Source organism: Flavobacterium arcticum, assembly GCF_003344925.1.
Lineage (GTDB): Bacteria > Bacteroidota > Bacteroidia > Flavobacteriales > Flavobacteriaceae > Flavobacterium > Flavobacterium arcticum.
The window spans coordinates 1,994,798-2,013,620 of the sequence record NZ_CP031188.1; the positions used below are offsets into that span (position 1 = coordinate 1,994,798).

Genomic DNA, 18,823 nt, shown 5'->3' on the forward strand with positions numbered 1-18,823 from the left:
TAAAATTATACCTTATGAAACCTCTTTTTGTATTACTACTTACATTTTTATTAGCAACAGGAATATTTAAAATTTTCACTACAGAATATCAATATGTTAAAAGTGGCACAATAGCATTGTGCTGCATGTTACTGCTTACTGCTATAGGGCATTTTAAATTTACGTCAGGTATGGCACTTATGCTTCCTGATTTTATACCTGCTAAGCGTTTTATAATTTATAGTACGGGTTTTTTAGAAATCTTGCTAGCTATAGCATTTTTATTCCCTAAGTACCGCTATGCAGCGGGGATAATTTTTATAATATTTTTAATACTATCATTACCTTTTAATATATATGCTGCTATAAAACATGTAAACTATGAAACAGCAAGTTATGACGGAAAAGGATTGCTTTACCTTTGGTTTAGAATACCTATGCAGCTTTTTCTTATTGTATGGACACTTATTTTTGCTTTAAGAGTTAGGTTTTTTTAAGACAAACTTTAAGATTTGTTTTAAATCTGTTCGCTTTATTATGTTGTAAATTTATAGTCATGGAAGCAAACAGAAAAAAAGGATTTGTATTTAGTCAATATAAAGCTCCCGATGTGTCTCCGTTTGATAAACTATTTGAGATTTTTACCGAACTGATAACACATACTTCGGGCGACCTTGATGAGGCGTTGGACTGGCTAAGAGAGTTGGACAAAGAATATAAACTTACTGATGAAAATTATACCATTGATGATTTTATAGAAGACCTGAAAAAGAAAGGCTATATAAAAGATGAAACCAAAGAAGATGGTACTGGCGGACTAAAAATAACGGCAAAAACAGAACGATCGATTCGGCAACAGGCTTTAAAGCAAATTTTCGGGAATTTAAAGAAAAGTGGTTCAGGTAATCATAAAACAAAACATTCTGGTAGTGGCGATGAGCATACAGGTGAGTTTCGTGAGTACCGCTTTGGCGATGGACTAGATAGAATATCGCTTACCGAAAGTTTAAAGAATGCCCAAATAAACAATGGCATAGGCGACTTTAAACTTACAGAAGATGATTTGGTGGTAGAAGATGCCCAATACAAGTCACAAATGAGTACGGTGTTAATGATAGATATTAGTCACAGTATGATACTCTATGGCGAAGACCGTATAACACCTGCCAAAAAAGTAGCGATGGCACTTGCCGAACTGATAACGACGCGATACCCGAAAGATACACTCGATATATTAGTTTTTGGTAATGATGCGTGGCCCATTGCCATTAAAGACTTACCTTATTTGCAAGTAGGACCTTACCATACTAATACGGTAGCAGGGCTAGAACTTGCTATGGATATGCTGCGCCGTAAACGTAATACCAACAAGCAAATATTTATGATTACCGATGGTAAGCCAAGCTGCGTTCGCGAAAGCGATGGCAGGTATTACATGAACAGCAACGGACTGGATGAATATATTGTAGATAAATGTTATACCATGGCAGCGCAGGCAAGAAAGTTGCACATACCTATTACCACCTTTATGATAGCTAGTGATCCCTATTTGCAACGATTTGTAAACCAGTTTACAGAAGCTAATCAGGGGAAAGCATTTTATACAGGATTAAAAGGACTGGGTGAAATGATTTTTGAAGATTATGAAACCAATAGAAAGAAGAGGATTAAGTAGAATTAAGACGATAGATAATAGATATAATATAGGGAGTACTTTATAACTTCCGACTTTTAAACTTTAGGACTAAACACATGGATGTACAGAATATAAAAACATTAGGAGATTTAAAAAAAGCAGGATACGAGAGCAAAACCATTAAAGATGAGCTACGGAATAACCTACGTGATAAAATAAGCAAAGGCGAAACCGTTTTTGAGGGTGTATGGGGATTTGAGAACACAGTAATACCCGAACTAGAACGCGCTATATTATCCCGTCATAACATTAATTTATTAGGGCTTAGAGGACAGGCAAAAACACGCTTGGCTCGCCTTATGGTAAACTTATTAGATGAATATATACCCGTAGTAGAAGGTTCGGAAATTAATGATGATCCTTTGCACCCAATATCACGCTATGCAAAAGAACTAATTGCTGATAAAGACGATGATACCCCAATTAGTTGGTTGCATAGAGATGAACGTTTTTATGAAAAACTAGCCACACCCGATGTTACGGTTGCCGACCTGATAGGAGATATAGACCCTATAAAAGCAGCAAACCTAAAACTATCGTATGCAGATGATAGGGTTATTCACTACGGGATGATACCGCGTGCTAACCGTTGTATATTCGTGATTAATGAGTTGCCTGATTTGCAAGCACGCATACAAGTAGCATTATTCAATATATTGCAAGAAGGCGATATACAAATACGTGGTTTTAAAGTACGATTGAATTTAGACCTTCAGTTTGTGTTTACAGCTAACCCTGAAGACTATACTAACAGGGGTAGTATAGTAACACCATTAAAAGACCGTATTGGTTCGCAGATATTAACACATTATCCTGAAACGGTAAAAATAGCCCGTACCATTACCGAACAGGAAGCTAACCTTGACACTCGCCAAAGCGATAGTGTTTATGTACCATCATTAGCAAAAGACTTATTAGAACAAATAGGTTTTGAAGCACGTGAAAGCGAATATATCGATTATAAAAGTGGAGTGAGTGCACGTATGAGTATTACAGCATTTGAAAACTTGCTAAGTACAGCCGAAAGACGTGCCTTAAAATCAGGAATAGAGAAAACCACAGTACGTTTATCTGACTTTATGGGAGTTATACCAGCGATTACAGGTAAGGTAGAATTGGTATATGAAGGAGAACAGGAGGGGGCAGCAGTAGTTGCCGAACATTTAATTAGTAATGCTGTAAAAACGGTATTTGGAGATTATTTTCCGAAAATAGAGAAGTTAGAACGATCTAATGAGGTAAGCCCGTATCAGGATATTTTTGACTGGTTCTTTAACGAGAGTACTTTTGAATTGCCTGATGATGCTACTGATGCTGAATATCAAAAAGCACTGGATGCTATTATACCATTAAAGCAATTATTAATGAAATACCAACCCGATACAACCGATGCAGATAAGTATTTCCTTAAAGAGTTTGTATTGTGGGGGCTTGCTGAATATAAAAAATTGAGTAAAGACCGTTATACCGAAGGGTATGAGTTTAAAGATATTTATGGTAGTTACATAAGCAAGAATTTATAAATTGTTATAGTTCATAGCACGTAAAATCCCTCTTTCGAGGGATTTTTTATTTCAGCTATTAAGGAATACATTATCTTTATTACTTTAAATTCATTTAACTTTAGGGTATATATATTTATAAATAACGATGAACGCATATCATTTACTCATAATACTCATAAGCCTTTCGGCAGGATTCTCTTATATAAATCATAGGTTTATAAAAATGCCTTTTGTAATTGGGCTTTTCTTTCTGTCAAGTATACTCTCTTTAGTAATACTTAGTACAAAGTGGTGGGATTTAGTACATTATGTAGAAATTAAAGATACACTAGAGCATATAGATATTAGTAGTTTTATACTCGATATTATGTTAGGTTTCTTACTATTTGCGGGAGCATTGCATACATCATGGGCTAATATTAAGTCGCAATTGCGCCCTATATCGTTGTTTGCTATTGGTGGTGTGTTGTCTTCAACCATAATTATTGCAGGGTTGTTTTATGGAGTATGCCATTTACTGGGTATAAATATCGATTTACTGCACTGTCTTATATTTGGGGCGTTAATATCGCCTACAGATCCTATTGCAGTATTAGGGATATTAACCAAAGCTGGTGTTTCTAAGAAAATAGAATCGACTATTGTAGGGGAGTCATTATTTAATGATGGTGTAGGTGTAGTTGTGTTTATAGCATTATTGGAAACACTTAAATTAGGAAAAAGTGAGATAGATTTTGGGCACTTCGGGATGTTATTCCTGCAAGAAGCTGTTGGAGGTATGGCTTTTGGCTTATTATTAGGTTTTGCTTTGCACAAACTTTTAAAATCTATAGATGATTATGAAACAGAAGTATTACTAACAGTTGCTTTTGTTATGTCTGGCTATGCAATAAGTTCGCTATTACACCTTTCAGGAGCATTAGCTATGGTAATTATGGGGCTTTTAGTAGGCAATTATAAAAAAGAAAAAGCCATGAGCGACCGTACTCAAGAATATGTGACTAAGTTTTGGGAGCTTGTAGATGTAGTGCTTAATGCTATATTATTTATTAGTATTGCCTTTGTTATGGTAGTTATCGATTTTGAATCGATTTATATATTGGTTGCCATATTAAGTATATTTATAGTACTATTAGCACGTATTATAATAGTTTATTTTCCTAAGCTTGTATTTCCGCGCTTTATAAAGTTTACCAATAGTGAAGCCAAAATTATAGTGTGGGGAGGCTTGCGTGGTGGCTTGTCTATAGCCTTAGTACTTTCTATACCCGATAGCGAAAATAAATTAATATTAATAGGAGCTACTTATGCCTGTGTAGTGTTTAGTATTTTGGTACAAGGGTTATCTATAGGTAAGGTAGCCGAAAAACTTTCTAAAAAGTAAATTACAATTAAAGCAGAAGTATATAAAATAAAAAAGACCAGAGGTGGAGCCCCCTGGTCTTTAACGTTAAAGACCCATAACATGGTCAGTAACGAGCTGCAAAGATACACTAATATCTGAATAGTTTGATATGAAATTTACATTTACTTTACTACAATATCATATTTTGTGAGTAGTCCTTTTAACCCTTCTACCGAAAATTTAGCTTTTTTAAGTTTATTCTCCTCAGGATCAATAGTAAAGTTGTAGCTAGTAGTAAAGTCGGTTTTATTGGCAATAGTATTAGAGAATACTGTTTGATGCATGTTACAATTGGCAAAAACAGCCTCTGTTAGGTCGGTTTCCATAAAATCGACAGCAATAAGACTACAATTATTAAAAAATGTACCTTTTAATTTTAAGGTATAAAACTTAGCATAATCTAGAATACAATCTTCAAAATTGAAACGAAATAGCAAGGAATCACACATAGAAAAATTGACACCTGTAAAATTACAGCCTGTAAACTGTACATCGCGAAATGATACATAATTTACTTTTGCTTCTATAAAGTTACAATTGATAAAATCGCTATCAATGAAAGCCGTTCCTAAATAATTACAGTTAGATAAATCGCAGTTAATAAAAGTACACCGTTCAAAATCGTGATACATAATTTCATCTTCGAAAAAAATTTTATCGGTTATTTCAACCCCTATAATATAACTTGATGACATGAAAAATAGTTTTGGGCAAGTTACAATTTTGTTTAAAGTTATTTTATTTAGCTTATCATATAAAGAGTATTCTGTAATTATTGTTAAACTTTTTTCGGATATTGCGGATGTACAGTAAAATTTATTACTCAGGTGTCTAAACAAAATAACTTTAAAGAAATATATAATGAGCATAGGTTATTGGTCTATAACCTTGCGCTTACTTATTTGTTTAGTATAGAAGATGCCGAAGAAGTTACTCAAGATGTATTTGTAAAAGTACATGAGTCTTTAAATAAATTTAAAGGTAATGCTGCGCTTAAAACCTGGATATATCGCATAACTGTAAACCAGTGCCTTGATTTTATAAAACGAAGAAATAGTAAAAAACGTTTTTTTGTTTTCGGAAAAAAAAGCAATTCAGAACATGAGTATAACAATTTTTCTAATTTTGAACACCCTGGTATATTACTCGAAAATAAAGAAAAATCAATACTCTTATTTAAAACAATAAATACCTTGCCCGAAAATCAGAAAACAGCTTTTATATTATCTAAAATTGATGGGCTTAGTAATCCCGAAATAGCTGAGGTTATGGAGTTGAGTATAGGTGCTATAGAATCGTTGCTTGTAAGGGCAAAAAAAGGATTGCAGCAAAAATTAGGAGAAAATTTTGAAGAGTACCGCAGGAAAAAATAAATAATAGCGTCTAAAATAATATGGAAAAGGGAAAATGGATAGCAGCAGTAATGAATAGTACCGAGGGGATAAGAAAGATAACCCCTCATGAAGGTATGTATGATATAATACAGGCTAAACTATATAATAAGGAAGCACGAGTACCACAACAAACAATATGGATGGCAGCTTCGAGTATTTTACTTTTAGCTACTTTGAATATAATAACAATAAGAAAAATTGTTGATAAAGAGGAAACTCAAATTACAAGTACAGCAGCCAGTAGCCAATCACCACTTTATGTTAATAATCAGCTTTATTAATTAGAAAAAAATGAAGAAGACAACATTATTAAGTATCGTTATTATTATTTTAATACTACTTAACATAGCCACACTAGGTTTTATTTTTATGAAAGAAAATCATCCACATCTACCTGAAGGGCGAATAAATGAACCTAAAGATATTATAATAAAAAAATTACATTTTGATGAAGAGCAACAGCGCAACTATGAAATTGAAATTACGAAACACCAGAAAGAAATAAGTGAGATTGATAAAAAAATAAGAGAAAATAAACATAAGTTATATAGCCTTTTGGCAACACCATATAACGAAGAGAAAAGAGATAGTCTTATACAGATAGTTGCAGCAAATCAGAAAAAAGTTGAATTAATGCACTTTAATCATTTTGTAACAATAAAAGCTATTTGCCATCAAGACCAGTTAGCTGCTTATAACGAGTTAACAAGAGAATTACCAAAACTGTTTGCTCCACCAAAAGAACTAAGAAGGCATGAGTAAACAGGTATATATAATGATGATGCTTTTTTGTCTGGTAATAAGTAAGTGCTTTGCTTTTCAGCAAGCAGACTCTATTATAGTAAACATCAAGCCTGTATTTGGTAAAGAAGAGTTAAAAATACAAAACAAATATATTTCTGCAAAAAAAGATACACTTAGTATAGATGTGCTTCGGTTTTATATATCTGATGTAAAAGTTACATATACCGATAAGACAATATCGCAACAAAAAAAAGCATGGCTTTTGGATATTAATAAACCAGAAAGTTTACAGTTTAATATTGCCAGTTTATCAAGAAAACAGATAGCACAAATTACTTTTAACGTAGGTGTAGATAGTCTTGCAAATGTTTCGGGAGCATTAGGCGGTGCACTCGACCCCGCCAATGGTATGTATTGGGCATGGCAAAGTGGTTATATCAATATGAAAGTTGAAGGTAAGAGCAATAGTTGCCAAACCCGAAAAAATAAGTTCATGTTTCATATTGGGGGTTACCTGCCTAAAGAAAATGCCTTGCGAGTAGTTACTATACCTGTTAGCAAGAGTACTAATGATAGTATTTCGATTAAAGTAGATTTGAGTATATTTTTTAACGAAATAAACTTAAAAGAAAATAATAGCATAATGATTCCTGGCACTAAAGCCATGTTAATAGCCGATCTAACAGGTAAAATGTTTTCACTTCAATGAAACGATTTTTTAAAATAGTATTTTCGTTATTACTGTTGTGTTGTTTTCTATCTTTTAAAAACAGCTCCGAAATCTATTTTGAAATACCCGAAGGTTGGGAGACACCACATTATGATTTTAAAAACAATAAACTTACCGAAGAAAAACTTACTTTAGGTAGACAATTATTTTATGACCCTATACTTTCGCGAGATAGCACTATATCTTGCGCTAGTTGCCATTTGCAAGCTACAGGTTTTACTCATGTAGACCATGATGTAAGCCATGGCATCGAAGGTAAAGTAGGTACACGAAATTCTTTAGTATTAATGAATCTTGCATGGAGTAAAACTTTTATGTGGGACGGTGGTGTAAACCATTTAGACGTGCAAGCACTAAGTCCCATAACGAACCCAGTAGAGATGGATGAAACACTCGAAAATGTGGTGCGAAAACTACAAAAGAGTGAAAACTATCAAAAGTTATTTAGCGAAGCCTATGGCACTAATACAGTAACAGGACAAAAGGTACTAAAGTCTATTTCGCAATTTTTAGTAATGCTAACTACCAGTAATAGTAAATATGATAAGGTACAACGGGGAGAAGAAGTATTTACGGCTCAGGAAGAAAACGGTTATAGGCTATTTAAACAAAATTGTGCTTCGTGCCATACAGAACCACTTTTTACAAATAACGGTTATGAGAATAATGGTCTAAAACCCGACCCTTATTTTATGGATATGGGGCGTATGGCTATTACTCGTAAGATAGAAGATTCATTAAAATTTAAAGTACCAACACTTCGCAATGTACAGTTTACCTACCCCTATATGCACGATGGTAGGTTTGCAACACTTACCGAAGTAATAAAGCATTACAATTCGGGTATACACCACACTACTACGTTATCTAATAAATTAGCTACACCTATGAAATTAACTTCTAATGATAGAGTAGATTTAGTAGCTTTTTTAAAGACACTTACCGATAAAGAATTTCTTTATAATCCTGATTTTTCTTACCCGAGAGGAAATTATTAAAAAAAAGTGCAGGAATTTATTTGTTATAGCGTCTAACTATATAAGCTAACTTAAATATCCCAATAACATGAAAAGAGCATTCTATTTATTTACACTTCTTTTTTGCATTGTCGTGCAAGCACAAACTAACCCTGTAATAACATCGTGGATTCAAAATACTACAGGAATTACAGGTCGTCATTATGTAGAAGGAAATTCTACTCCTATTGACGATGCTGTTGAAGCTAATGTACAAATTGTTCAGTACTCTGACGACTGGGTATATGTATCGGCTACAGGTATTCCTGCCTACATTACAGGACCTTTTATGGACGGAAATCCATCTTTGGCTACTGATCAGAATGCTATATATAAATTTCCTTTAACCCCAACACAAAATACGGGTACACCTACAGCTACTACAGCTGGTAATATAGGTGTTTTTATTAATGGTGTTTCCTTGTTTGATTATAGAGATGGTGTAGCGTGGAACCCTAATACCAATTCAATTTGTGGAGGACCGGGTAACCCACCATGTCCTGGAGGACCTATGACGGAAAATGACTGGAATAGAGATGCTATACCTGCCGAAAATGCAGGTTTTGATTGTGCTAAAGCACATCCTGCAATGGGTAATTATCATCATCATCAAAATCCAAGTGCTTTTAATTTAGATTTGGTTGAAATATCAAATATATGTGATACTTATCCTGCTGATGGATTGTATGTTATTAATCCTTCAGTGCATTCGCCGTTAATCGGTTTTGCTTATGATGGTTTTCCTATTTATGGGGCGATGGGGTATGCAAATGCCGATGGTACAGGTGATATAACACGTATTAAATCGAGTTATGAACTAAGTGAAAACACCACTAGAGCTAATGGTCCAGATGTAGATGAAACTTATTTTAATGGCTATTTTAGAGAAGATTATCAGTATGTAGCGCATAACGATGATGATAGTTATCTTGACGAGCATAATGGTAGATTTTGTGTAACACCAGAATATCCTGAAGGCACGTATGCTTATTTTTGTACTGTAGATGAAAATTATAATTCGGCGTACCCTTATGCAGTAGGACCTACTTTTTACGGTAATGTTGTTACTGAAAATGTTACAACTATAGGAGAAGATACTACAGTTTATGAATCAACATTAAGAGTGGGAACTATTGAAGACAAAGACTTGAATATATTAATTTACCCCAACCCGTCTAGTGAGTTTATAACAATACAAGCTCCAATGGCAGAAGGTTTTAGTAGAAAAGTAGCGCTAATTAATGAGCTAGGACAGGTAGTAAAATCATCGCAAATAGTGCAGGGTAGTACATTATGTAACTTAGAGATAGATACAGTATATGATGGTGTATATTTTATAAAAGTTTCTAGTGGTACAAATAGTAAATCATATAAAGTAATTATAAAAAAATAGTAGTATTCTATACTATTCGCTAGAGGTAATAATTATGTTATATATGTTTTAGGATTTATTTATAAAAGTTTGCCTGTAAAATAGGTAACTTAGTAACTATCTAATAATAAACATATAAACTTAACTATTATGAAATCGAAAGTAAACTTTATTATACTATTTCTATTCACAGCATTAACGTTACAAGCACAGTCTTTTGGATCGGCAGGATTAGAAATAGAAGGTAAGTTTAATCCTAAAAATGCAGTATATTACAACTGGTTACTACATGAAGGTACTAATGATGTTACTATGAAGTTTCCGCAAACACCTAAAGGAATTGAGGATGCGGTTAATATAATAGAGCAAATGTTGGTTAAAAATGAACTTTCTATAGATAGACCCGATGAATACAATAATGTAGAAGTTCAGGGGTTGAAAAATAATTCTGCTCAGCAATTAAATGATGCTATACAAGATCAAAAGGCTAAGGTTAATTTGGCTTGGTATTCTCCAGATGGCTCTACATTGCATCTGTTTCTAGGAAAGTATAGTTATGAAATAAACGTATATAAAGCATATAAATAAGGTAATTAAGTATATCTTGGATGTTTAAAACCCATTGCGTAATCTTGCGGAATGGGTTTTATATATTATGTATTATCCTTAAAAAATATAGTAGGAGCAGTATAACTTTTATATATTTGCTTCAATACAAATGTTTTTAAGGCATTAGCCCTTTTTAGTTCAATACAAGATGTCATATCTTTTATAATCTTACGATTTTTTTGGACTAATTCTTTTACTGCGATTCGGCAGTGATATACATTTATTTTGATATACAGTAAAGCAATAAGTATCTGTTTTTGGATATTAATTGCTTATTAATTTTTACTGTATAAATTTATTACTAATCTAAAAACCTGATATGGAAATTCACATTGTCGATCTCTTAATATTTATTGTTTATTTGGTAATAATGCTTGGGGTGGGTTTCTACTTCATGAAACGAAATAAATCTAAAGAAGATTATTATGTAGGAGGCAGAGGGATGTCGGCAGGTCATATAGGTTTATCAGTAGTAGCTACCGATGTAGGAGGTGGATTTTCTATAGGACTTGGCGGACTTGGTTTTATCATGGGACTTTCGGGTAGCTGGATGTTATTTACAGGATTACTAGGTGCATGGATAAGTGCTGTATTTTTAATACCTAAAATATACCCAATTGCAAAAGAGCATAAATTCCTCACATTTCCGCAGTCGCTGGCATTTCATTATAATACCAAAGTAGCATTGGTAGCAGGTATTATATCATTAGTAGGGTATATAGGCTTTACCAGTTCGCAAATACTTGCAGGAGCAAAACTAGCCTCGGCTACCTTTCCTTCTATCTCTATTATAAATGCCATTTTAATAATGGGGGTTATTGCCATAATATATACGGCTATAGGAGGTATTAAGGCAGTTATTTATACCGATACGATACAATGGATTATCCTTATGGCAGGACTTATAGGCATAGGTATTCCTTTAGGGTATATACACATAGGTGGTTGGGAGGCTATTAGTAATACATTACCCGATAGCTTTATGTCACTTACTAATATTACGTTTGTACAGTTTTTTAACTGGCTTATCACTATTGTACCCATTTGGTTTGTAGGAATGACGCTGTATCAAAGAATATATGCTTGTAAAGATGAAGCTACTGCCAAAAAAGCTTGGCGTATAGCAGGGTTATTTGAATGGCCTATAATGGCTTTTATGGGAATTGCTTTAGGGCTTTTTGCCAGAGTAGGGTATGAACAAGGTATGTTTACCGATATAGGCTATGCTCCTGGTGTTCCTATGGACTCTGAGTTAGGTTTGCCGTTATTTTTACGAAGCATATTACCGATAGGTTTAATGGGCTTAATGTTATCGGCTTACTTTTCGGCAATTATGTCTACGGCTGATAGTTGTCTTATGGCTGCATCTGGTAATTTTTCTACCGATATTTTAGGCTTTTTTAAAAGCAAAAGAAAATATGATACCATTAAAAATTCGCAAGTAATAACCCTGATTATAGGTGTTGTTGCCGTACTACTTGCTACTCATATGCAAAATGTACTGGAACTGATGTTGTACTCTTATGCCTTTATGGTATCGGGGCTATTAGTACCTGTATTAGGTACTTTATTACTCAAAAAACCATCAGCAAAAGCTGCTATGGCAGCCATGATAGGCGGAGGAACTACTACACTGGTATTAATACTTACCCAAGTTAAATTGCCTTATGGACTTGATGCTAACTTTTTTGGTATAGCAGTATCGGCTTTAGCATTTGCTATCTTCCAATCTGCATCGGGTAAAAATAAGGTTACTGCTTAGCATTTTATAAGAGTATTATTCTTTATCGTTATCTTTTTTCTTTTGAAAACCAAGCTTATAAACTGCCCATCCAAAACCTGCAATAAGATGGAGTAATATAACTCCAAAAATTATTTTTTCCATGAGAATACTATTTGAGATAGTAAAAATATAGCATATTTATATTCTGTACAGTAACATTTGTTACGTAAAAGTATAAGCTGTTAATCACTCACAAACCTTTGTTTATAAAGCTCAGATTGAGTATCTTTAAGGTAATAAAAAGTTACTTTAATAAACTATGAGTTTTATTGATTACTACAAAGTTTTGGGTGTAGATAAAAAAGCTACAGCAGAACAAATAAAGAATGCTTACCGTAAAAAAGCACGTAAGTTACATCCTGATTTAAACCCTGATGATAAAGATGCTAATAAAAAATTTCAGCAGCTTAATGAAGCCAATGAAGTACTAAGCGACCCCGAAAAGAAAGCGAAGTATGACAAGTATGGCAAAGACTGGGAGCGCGGCGAGGAATATGAAAAATACCAACAGTCGCAACAGCAGCAACAAAGACAATACTCTTCTGGTGGAGGTACTCAATTTGAAGGAGAAGATTTTTCTAGCTTCTTTGAATCAATGTTTGGCGGACAGGGCAGGCGCAGTGGTGGCAATGTTCAGTTTAAAGGACAGGATTTTAATGCAGGGTTAAATCTTACATTAAAAGAAGCGTATACTACCCATAAACAAACATTTACAGTAAATGGTAAAAATATACGAATAACTATACCCGCAGGCGTAGAGGATGGACAAGTTATTAAACTGGCAGGGCAAGGTAGTCCTGGTAGAAATGGAGGTCCTAACGGTGACCTTTACATTACTTTCTCTGTAGCCAATACAGATACTTTTAAGCGGGTAGGTAATGACTTGTATACTACTAAAAATATAGATCTTTATACGGCTGTTTTAGGCGATGAAATCACGATTACTACCATAGATAACGGTACTATAAAACTTAAAGTAGCTCCCGAAACCCAAAACAATACAAAGGTTAGATTAAAAGGTAAGGGCTTCCCATTATATAAAAAAGAAGGCAAATTTGGCGATTTATATATCACTTATAATGTGTTAATACCTACCAATCTTACCGATAAACAAAAAGAATTATTTACCGAACTGAAAGAACTTTCTAAATAAAGCAGTAGTATGGATAATCAGGATTTTATACCCGTAACCGTTATTTGTCAGCATTATAATGTTGAGGTTTCGTTTGTAGATGCCCTTCATGAGTTTAACCTAATAGAGTTCGAGCAAATTGAGACCGAAAGATATATACCTGCTCATCAATTATCTGAGGTTGAGAAGATAGTACGATTGCATAATGAACTTCACATAAATGCAGAAGGGCTTGATGCGGTATTACACTTGTTGCAAAAAATTGAAACGATGCAAAAAGAAATTAGTTTACTAAAAGGAAAACTTTCTGTATATGAATAAGTGTGATTTTAGTTTATATTTAATGTGCGTTCAACAATTACATTGCCAGAGCGATGTAATTTGACTTGATAGGTTATAGGTATTACTGCTTTTCCTTTTTCTTTATATTTATCTAATCGATCTTCTAAAACGGCATCAAAGTCGGAAAAACCTTTAGTTTCTGCTTTTTCATAGGCTTTAGGGGTATAAGGCCAAGGATTTTCTGGACTTACGACTGTAATATTTGCTATATATGCGCCAAACTGCTCTGAAAGAGGTAAGGTTTTCGAGTATAAATCTCGTTTTTGTAATTGGCTTGATGCAGAAATAACACTACTATCTACAGCCCCTTGTGCAGCAGAGTCTATTCTTTTCGACTCTAGAGCTACTCGACCTGCTGTATCATGAAAAGCAACATCGGGTTCTTTGTCTGTATCTATACCAAATTTTATACTACTATGATCAACTCCTGCAATTTTCATGGTGCCTGCAAGTTCTTCTAATATACGTGCTGCGGAATTAACTGCGGTATCTGTCCAATGTACCAATCTTGATGCAGAATCCATCGCATAAGTATGCTTTGCTGGTGTTGAAGCGTCTTTTATTCTGTTGGCTTTTTGTGGGGCAAATGGATTCTTTTTCGAAGGATGTGTTCCTCCGTTAGGGTCAAGAGGTTTGTAGCGATTATAAATGGCATCTTTCACTATAGCCAAATTCTTTTTGGATTCCCCAGTCTCATAGGCTAAAATATCAAGGTTTCCATCTGCCTTATTTAACTCTGATTTCACTCCTGCTCTTTGTATAGGTTGTGAGCCAATAGTACCTATTTTTAAATTTGAGTTAGTATTTATTTCTTTCATCTGCAACGCTTTTCCTCCCATAATGTCGGCTTCCTTTTCTAAACCGCTATCATCATTAATGTTTACTTTACCTTTCATTTGCATGGTAGGTTTTACACGACCTTGCTTTTGCTGTGCTACGTGCCATGCTTCGTGAGGTAAGTGTTTTTCTTGTCCCGAGGCAAGATGAATATCTGTACCTTGTGCATAGGCATGGGCATTTAGCTGCGCAGGTTTCCCCGAGTTATAATGAACTTTTACGTCATCCATTGAGTGACCTGACAGGTTTTCTATTCCTGATTTGAGTTGGTCGGGTAGCCCTGTATTATTTGGCTTTAATTGGACTGGAAAAGTAGTACTTGATGACGATTCAGTAAGTTTTCTTTGTGCTACTGCCTGTGGTCGGTTATCTTCAAGTGATACAGCTTTCGATTTTTTCTGAGCAGGTGCAGCAGCTTGTAAACTATTATTTTTTTTATGTTCAGCTTTATGTTCCATGGTTATTTAAATATTTTTTACTCAATTAAATATTCATTTTCAATACTTACTATTTCTATTACAGTAAATGTTGTTTCATTTTTGATTTTTGTAATAATTACAGGACCTATTGCCCCTGAATAATCTATTACCGAACAAAAGGATTCGTGTTGCAACTTATTTTTTAGTCTTGCCAATTGGGTATCATAATAAGGCGGGTTTACATCTTTGCCTACAAGTAACTTAATAAGTGTAGGGTTATTTAAATTATGTTTCCTGAATATGTGATGTGCTGATAATTTTATTATACTATCTTCTTTATTTGATATTCTTCTACGATTCTTTACAATGTTTTTTTTTATTCGCTCAAAAAACCTGAGTAGTATTTGCTTATGATTTTCTTTCTCATTACCTAATATAAGACACAGACTATTATAGGTAAGTAGGTAACCATTTAGTATCATTTCATCTTCAGTTACACTACTGTTTAAGCATTCGGTTACTAAAATGTAATATTCTTCTTTTGTAAAAAGCTGTTTCCAATCGCTAGGAGCAAGCCATATGCTGTATAATAAAGGCTGATTTTTTTTTACAATTATAGTTACATCTTCTTCTTTTGTATAAGTTTTCTTTTTCATAGTGCTGATTATTAAACACCAGTATGATGCAGATGCAATGTTTTATTCTCTTTTTTAAATTCCCTACGTATTCCTTCAATCAATTCACTATTATTTACCACAGTGTCTTTACGTGTTATGGCAGCAAGAGCGCAAAACCGCAGTACATTAATTATTGCTCCTCCAGCCACTTCATATTGTTCTGCTATTTCTTCAATATCTATATCAGGGTGTAATGTACAGGTATCTGAAAAGGCTTTTTGCCATAATAAGAGTCTTTCTTCTGGAGATGGCATGGTAAAGTGAATAATCGATTGAAAACGTCTCAAAAATGCCTCGTCCATATTGGCCTTTAAATTAGAAGCTAGTATTACTACTCCAGGGAAATCTTCTATACGTTGCAATAGGTAGGCTGTTTGCTGGTTGGCATGCCTATCATTAGATGAGTTGGCAGCAGTACGCTTCCCAAATAAAGAATCTGCTTCATCAAAAAATAGTATCCAATCGCTATGCTGTGCTGCATCAAAAAGTTTTGAGAGATTCTTTTCTGTTTCGCCAATGTATTTTGACACTATCATCGATAAATCTACGCGATAAACTTCTTTGCCTGTTACTTTTCCTATCATTGTGGCAGTAAGTGTTTTCCCCGTACCGGGCGTACCATAAAATAAAGCTCTATACCCAGGTTTTATTTTTCTTTTTAAGTTCCACTCATACATTAAAGTATTACCATGTTCTAGCCAATTTATTATTTCGGTTACTTGTTGCATAACAGGAGCATCCAAAACAACATCGTCCCAGTCTATTTCAGTATTTATTTGCTCAGCAGGAAAATCAGGACTATGTTCTCTTTGTGGTTTACTGTCTGTCATAAAATAGTGTAACCAACTTTTATCTAGGTATAATATACCATTAAGTTTAGGTAAGTAACTATCTGTATCTTTAATATGTAGTATTTGTTCTTTAAATAAAGGACTATTACTCTCTAATACCTCTAATACATTACTTTTTAGTTCAGGTCTTGTACTTGCTGCTATAAAGTATAAGGTTTGCCCTGTTGGCAAAAAACCACTGTGCTCTTTATCAGTTACTCCACCAAACTCGGTAAACCCTCTATCGTATATTTGATTTTTACCAAAAAAAATGTCTAAGGCTTCAGGTTTTATTTGGGGTGCGAGTGTGAGCGCAAGTGCAAGCCTCTCTACAATACCAAGCTCCATTTGCGATACTATTTGAGCGTATGGACATTCTATACCCGAAAGGTTTGGCGGAGAAATTAGCTCTTGTTGCTCCTCATATCCTTCTTGCATTAGATATTGTTTTATAGTCTGGTCTATTATACTTTGTAGCCAGTCTATTTCTTGTTCTAATACCTGTATGTAAAGTTTGTTATACATAGTTTAAAATAGTTTTTCAACATCATCTAGACTGGCATCTGCCCACCTGAAATAGAGTAGTGCAGTATTAGGGTTAAGCTCATTACCGCTTAGCATATCTAGTGGGTTTATCTCTGTTTTGGCAGGTATATAATTGTTGTGGATATCATCTTTAATATCAATATCATAAAAAGATTGTGCCCATTCTTGATATTCAAACCTACGTTTTATAAGGTCGCTCATGTAGTAATCTATTTTCTCGTCATTTATAACCAATTTTTTGGCTTTAAAAAAAGAGTTTTTCCGCTGCATTTCTCTAAAATGGAATTCAATATCGCGCGATTGTATTGTTTTAGTCGATTGATGTCCAAAGATGTCTGTAAGCCCAAAGTTTTCGACTTCACTAGCGATTTCCAGTTCGGCGTTTTCTTCGGCAGCAATAGCCAAGCTCCAAGTTGCTGTACTCGCACTCTCTGTTACAACATATAGCTCTCTAAATGAGTAGCAGGTTTGTGTAAGCTTTATAATAAGCTGCTGCTGTATTTCCATCCAGTTGGCAATTTTAGTTGTTTCAGGTGCTGTACTGTTAAAAACAAAACTACCTCGTTTGGCAAAGGCTAGTACTTGTTTGCTAAATTCAAAATTTCCATCTGTAACGTCATGACCATTGGTTCGTCCTGAGTAGGGTTTACTAAGCCTATCACTAAAACTCCAACTATTAGGGTTTAGTCTATTGTTGTAGTTTATAGTAACCTCTGTAGGATCTATTATATTATCTCTAAATATGTTACCCAGTACTATGATTTCTTCGTTTTTAATTTGAAAAAAATCTCCTGGATACATAGTGCTGTTTAACGGTTTAGCAGGGATATAGCCACCTGTACGGTTGTAGAAGTTTTTATAAAAATTACTGTACGCATTTTCCATATATATCTTTATTTACGATACAGAGCCTTTACCTCGGGATTACCGAGATAAAGGATTATAAAATAATTAATTATTTAAGAAGCTAGTGCAGCAGCATTAGCAGCAGCAAGCCCTGATTGAAGCGAAGTAAGGTTTACTTGAGCTTTATTCAAGTGTCTTTGTGCTTCGTTTAGATGTCTTGTAGCTCTTGCTAATGCATCTTCTATTATATCATAGTTGTTTTTAGCATCTTCATAAGCTGTATTTAACAAGGTGAATAGTGAAACATTTTTGGTTTTTTTGCCCACGCTTACCGAAACATTTGTTAGTAGCTTTAACATATCTTGAGATTGTATGTACCCAAGTTCTATTGCTGCCTTAGACTCCATATTAGATGCTTGTGCTGCAAAAGTTGATTTGAGTGCTACTAAAGCTAATGCTACAACATTATTAGCATCTTTACCTGCTGTGGTAAGCATTGTTATAAGCTCATCAGATATAAGTGGGTTGACTGCTTTTTTGCGTGTTACTATAATAGATAGTTTATTTATTACTTCTACGCAGTAAATAAGCTTATCCATCATTATTTTAATATTAACTGCAAGTACATCTGTTTTTGCTTTAGCTTTTTCTATTTCATTAAATGTAATGTTACTGTTTTTTACAAGTACAGTTTCATTATATACAAGCTGATTTACAAGTTTTTGATTACTAAGAGTTTGTGTACGGGTATTATCTGCTATAGTAAGAAGTTTTTGAAAATAGTTAGCTTTCTCTGTCATAGAGCTAACTATAGATTGGTATAATTCAACCTGATATTCAGCATCTTGTACTTGTAATGCTAAACTATCAATTTCTGATTTTTTTCTTTCGGTAATACCATATCTATTATTAGAAGACAGGTTTCTTTGAAGTACCTGTAATGATGTTTGATTGCTCATAA

Annotated in this window: 20 protein-coding genes; 14 read left to right on the forward strand and 6 right to left on the reverse strand. The window is 34.0% G+C overall.

What is annotated here, in order from left to right:
- The first annotated feature begins 14 nt into the window (after positions 1 to 14).
- The 4 genes from DVK85_RS08975 (at position 15) to DVK85_RS08990 (ending at position 4,564) form a co-directional block, all read left to right on the forward strand.
- Positions 15 to 476, forward strand: a complete 462-nt coding sequence (locus DVK85_RS08975; RefSeq protein ID WP_114678113.1) for a DoxX family protein — start codon at positions 15 to 17, stop codon at positions 474 to 476.
- Between the two features lie 59 nt (positions 477 to 535).
- Positions 536 to 1,654, forward strand: coding sequence for a vWA domain-containing protein (locus DVK85_RS08980; protein ID WP_114678114.1), 1,119 nt, complete (start codon positions 536 to 538; stop codon positions 1,652 to 1,654).
- Between the two features lie 77 nt (positions 1,655 to 1,731).
- Positions 1,732 to 3,198: a magnesium chelatase gene (locus DVK85_RS08985; protein WP_114678115.1), complete on the forward strand. Its 1,467-nt coding sequence runs from the start codon at positions 1,732 to 1,734 to the stop codon at positions 3,196 to 3,198.
- Positions 3,199 to 3,325: 127 nt separating this feature from the next.
- Positions 3,326 to 4,564, forward strand: a complete 1,239-nt coding sequence (locus tag DVK85_RS08990) for a cation:proton antiporter (RefSeq protein WP_114678116.1) — start codon at positions 3,326 to 3,328, stop codon at positions 4,562 to 4,564.
- Positions 4,565 to 4,707: 143 nt separating this feature from the next.
- On the opposite strand, the gene DVK85_RS08995 is transcribed toward DVK85_RS08990, so the two are convergent.
- Complete coding sequence (locus DVK85_RS08995) at positions 4,708 to 5,280, reverse strand: pentapeptide repeat-containing protein (protein ID WP_114678117.1); 573 nt, start codon at positions 5,278 to 5,280, stop codon at positions 4,708 to 4,710.
- A gap of 132 nt (positions 5,281 to 5,412) precedes the next feature.
- Between DVK85_RS08995 and DVK85_RS09000 the strand changes: the two genes are divergently transcribed.
- The 10 genes from DVK85_RS09000 to DVK85_RS09045 all read left to right on the forward strand — a co-directional run bounded on the left by DVK85_RS09000 (position 5,413) and on the right by DVK85_RS09045 (position 13,686).
- Complete coding sequence (locus DVK85_RS09000) at positions 5,413 to 5,958, forward strand: RNA polymerase sigma factor (RefSeq protein WP_114678118.1); 546 nt, start codon at positions 5,413 to 5,415, stop codon at positions 5,956 to 5,958.
- Between the two features lie 20 nt (positions 5,959 to 5,978).
- Entirely contained in the window at positions 5,979 to 6,260 is a 282-nt protein-coding gene (locus DVK85_RS09005; protein WP_114678119.1) for a hypothetical protein, read from the forward strand.
- Between the two features lie 10 nt (positions 6,261 to 6,270).
- Positions 6,271 to 6,741: a periplasmic heavy metal sensor gene (locus tag DVK85_RS09010; protein WP_114678120.1), complete on the forward strand. Its 471-nt coding sequence runs from the start codon at positions 6,271 to 6,273 to the stop codon at positions 6,739 to 6,741.
- Positions 6,734 to 7,432, forward strand: coding sequence for an MbnP family protein (locus tag DVK85_RS09015; protein ID WP_114678121.1), 699 nt, complete (start codon positions 6,734 to 6,736; stop codon positions 7,430 to 7,432). The genes DVK85_RS09010 and DVK85_RS09015 overlap by 8 nt, the downstream gene beginning before the upstream one ends.
- A complete protein-coding gene (locus DVK85_RS09020; RefSeq protein WP_114678122.1) occupies positions 7,429 to 8,451 on the forward strand; it encodes a cytochrome-c peroxidase in 1,023 nt (340 codons plus the stop codon). The genes DVK85_RS09015 and DVK85_RS09020 overlap by 4 nt, the downstream gene beginning before the upstream one ends.
- 67 nt (positions 8,452 to 8,518) lie before the next feature.
- Entirely contained in the window at positions 8,519 to 9,862 is a 1,344-nt protein-coding gene (locus DVK85_RS09025; RefSeq protein ID WP_114678123.1) for a YHYH protein, read from the forward strand.
- Between the two features lie 129 nt (positions 9,863 to 9,991).
- On the forward strand, positions 9,992 to 10,429 hold the full coding sequence (locus DVK85_RS09030; RefSeq protein WP_114678124.1) for a hypothetical protein: 438 nt from the start codon (positions 9,992 to 9,994) through the stop codon (positions 10,427 to 10,429).
- Between the two features lie 340 nt (positions 10,430 to 10,769).
- Complete coding sequence (locus tag DVK85_RS09035) at positions 10,770 to 12,212, forward strand: sodium:solute symporter family protein (protein ID WP_240339609.1); 1,443 nt, start codon at positions 10,770 to 10,772, stop codon at positions 12,210 to 12,212.
- Positions 12,213 to 12,492: 280 nt separating this feature from the next.
- The gene (locus tag DVK85_RS09040) at positions 12,493 to 13,386 is read left to right on the forward strand and encodes a DnaJ C-terminal domain-containing protein (protein WP_114678125.1); all 894 of its coding nucleotides are present in this window, start codon (positions 12,493 to 12,495) and stop codon (positions 13,384 to 13,386) included.
- Between the two features lie 9 nt (positions 13,387 to 13,395).
- Positions 13,396 to 13,686, forward strand: a complete 291-nt coding sequence (locus DVK85_RS09045; protein WP_114678126.1) for a chaperone modulator CbpM — start codon at positions 13,396 to 13,398, stop codon at positions 13,684 to 13,686.
- 8 nt (positions 13,687 to 13,694) lie between these two features.
- On the opposite strand, the gene DVK85_RS09050 is transcribed toward DVK85_RS09045, so the two are convergent.
- From DVK85_RS09050 to DVK85_RS09070, 5 genes are all read right to left on the reverse strand, one after another.
- A complete protein-coding gene (locus DVK85_RS09050; RefSeq protein ID WP_114678127.1) occupies positions 13,695 to 15,002 on the reverse strand; it encodes an eCIS core domain-containing protein in 1,308 nt (435 codons plus the stop codon).
- A gap of 17 nt (positions 15,003 to 15,019) precedes the next feature.
- Complete coding sequence (locus DVK85_RS09055; RefSeq protein WP_114678128.1) at positions 15,020 to 15,619, reverse strand: hypothetical protein; 600 nt, start codon at positions 15,617 to 15,619, stop codon at positions 15,020 to 15,022.
- An 11-nt stretch (positions 15,620 to 15,630) separates the two neighbouring features.
- Positions 15,631 to 16,995, reverse strand: coding sequence for an ATP-binding protein (locus DVK85_RS09060; protein WP_114678129.1), 1,365 nt, complete (start codon positions 16,993 to 16,995; stop codon positions 15,631 to 15,633).
- A 3-nt stretch (positions 16,996 to 16,998) separates the two neighbouring features.
- Entirely contained in the window at positions 16,999 to 17,901 is a 903-nt protein-coding gene (locus DVK85_RS09065) for a hypothetical protein (RefSeq protein ID WP_114678130.1), read from the reverse strand.
- A gap of 74 nt (positions 17,902 to 17,975) precedes the next feature.
- Positions 17,976 to 18,821, reverse strand: coding sequence for a hypothetical protein (locus DVK85_RS09070; protein ID WP_114678131.1), 846 nt, complete (start codon positions 18,819 to 18,821; stop codon positions 17,976 to 17,978).
- Positions 18,822 to 18,823 lie beyond the last annotated feature (2 nt).

Excerpts from the sequence above, each read along its gene's own strand:
- DVK85_RS09025 (WP_114678123.1), top strand. The coding sequence starts at position 8,519 with ATGAAAAGAGCATTCTATTTATTTACACTTCTTTTTTGCATTGTCGTG.
- DVK85_RS08995 (WP_114678117.1), bottom strand. The coding sequence starts at position 5,280 with ATGTCATCAAGTTATATTATAGGGGTTGAAATAACCGATAAAATTTTT.
- DVK85_RS08980 (WP_114678114.1), top strand. The coding sequence starts at position 536 with ATGGAAGCAAACAGAAAAAAAGGATTTGTATTTAGTCAATATAAAGCT.
- DVK85_RS09015 (WP_114678121.1), top strand. The coding sequence starts at position 6,734 with ATGAGTAAACAGGTATATATAATGATGATGCTTTTTTGTCTGGTAATA.
- DVK85_RS08985 (WP_114678115.1), top strand. The coding sequence starts at position 1,732 with ATGGATGTACAGAATATAAAAACATTAGGAGATTTAAAAAAAGCAGGA.
- DVK85_RS09060 (WP_114678129.1), bottom strand. The coding sequence starts at position 16,995 with ATGTATAACAAACTTTACATACAGGTATTAGAACAAGAAATAGACTGG.
- DVK85_RS09005 (WP_114678119.1), top strand. The coding sequence starts at position 5,979 with ATGGAAAAGGGAAAATGGATAGCAGCAGTAATGAATAGTACCGAGGGG.
- DVK85_RS09020 (WP_114678122.1), top strand. The coding sequence starts at position 7,429 with ATGAAACGATTTTTTAAAATAGTATTTTCGTTATTACTGTTGTGTTGT.
- DVK85_RS08975 (WP_114678113.1), top strand. The coding sequence starts at position 15 with ATGAAACCTCTTTTTGTATTACTACTTACATTTTTATTAGCAACAGGA.
- DVK85_RS09055 (WP_114678128.1), bottom strand. The coding sequence starts at position 15,619 with ATGAAAAAGAAAACTTATACAAAAGAAGAAGATGTAACTATAATTGTA.
- DVK85_RS09040 (WP_114678125.1), top strand. The coding sequence starts at position 12,493 with ATGAGTTTTATTGATTACTACAAAGTTTTGGGTGTAGATAAAAAAGCT.
- DVK85_RS09035 (WP_240339609.1), top strand. The coding sequence starts at position 10,770 with ATGGAAATTCACATTGTCGATCTCTTAATATTTATTGTTTATTTGGTA.
- DVK85_RS09030 (WP_114678124.1), top strand. The coding sequence starts at position 9,992 with ATGAAATCGAAAGTAAACTTTATTATACTATTTCTATTCACAGCATTA.
- DVK85_RS09010 (WP_114678120.1), top strand. The coding sequence starts at position 6,271 with ATGAAGAAGACAACATTATTAAGTATCGTTATTATTATTTTAATACTA.
- DVK85_RS09065 (WP_114678130.1), bottom strand. The coding sequence starts at position 17,901 with ATGGAAAATGCGTACAGTAATTTTTATAAAAACTTCTACAACCGTACA.
- DVK85_RS09070 (WP_114678131.1), bottom strand. The coding sequence starts at position 18,821 with ATGAGCAATCAAACATCATTACAGGTACTTCAAAGAAACCTGTCTTCT.
- DVK85_RS09050 (WP_114678127.1), bottom strand. The coding sequence starts at position 15,002 with ATGGAACATAAAGCTGAACATAAAAAAAATAATAGTTTACAAGCTGCT.
- DVK85_RS08990 (WP_114678116.1), top strand. The coding sequence starts at position 3,326 with ATGAACGCATATCATTTACTCATAATACTCATAAGCCTTTCGGCAGGA.
- DVK85_RS09045 (WP_114678126.1), top strand. The coding sequence starts at position 13,396 with ATGGATAATCAGGATTTTATACCCGTAACCGTTATTTGTCAGCATTAT.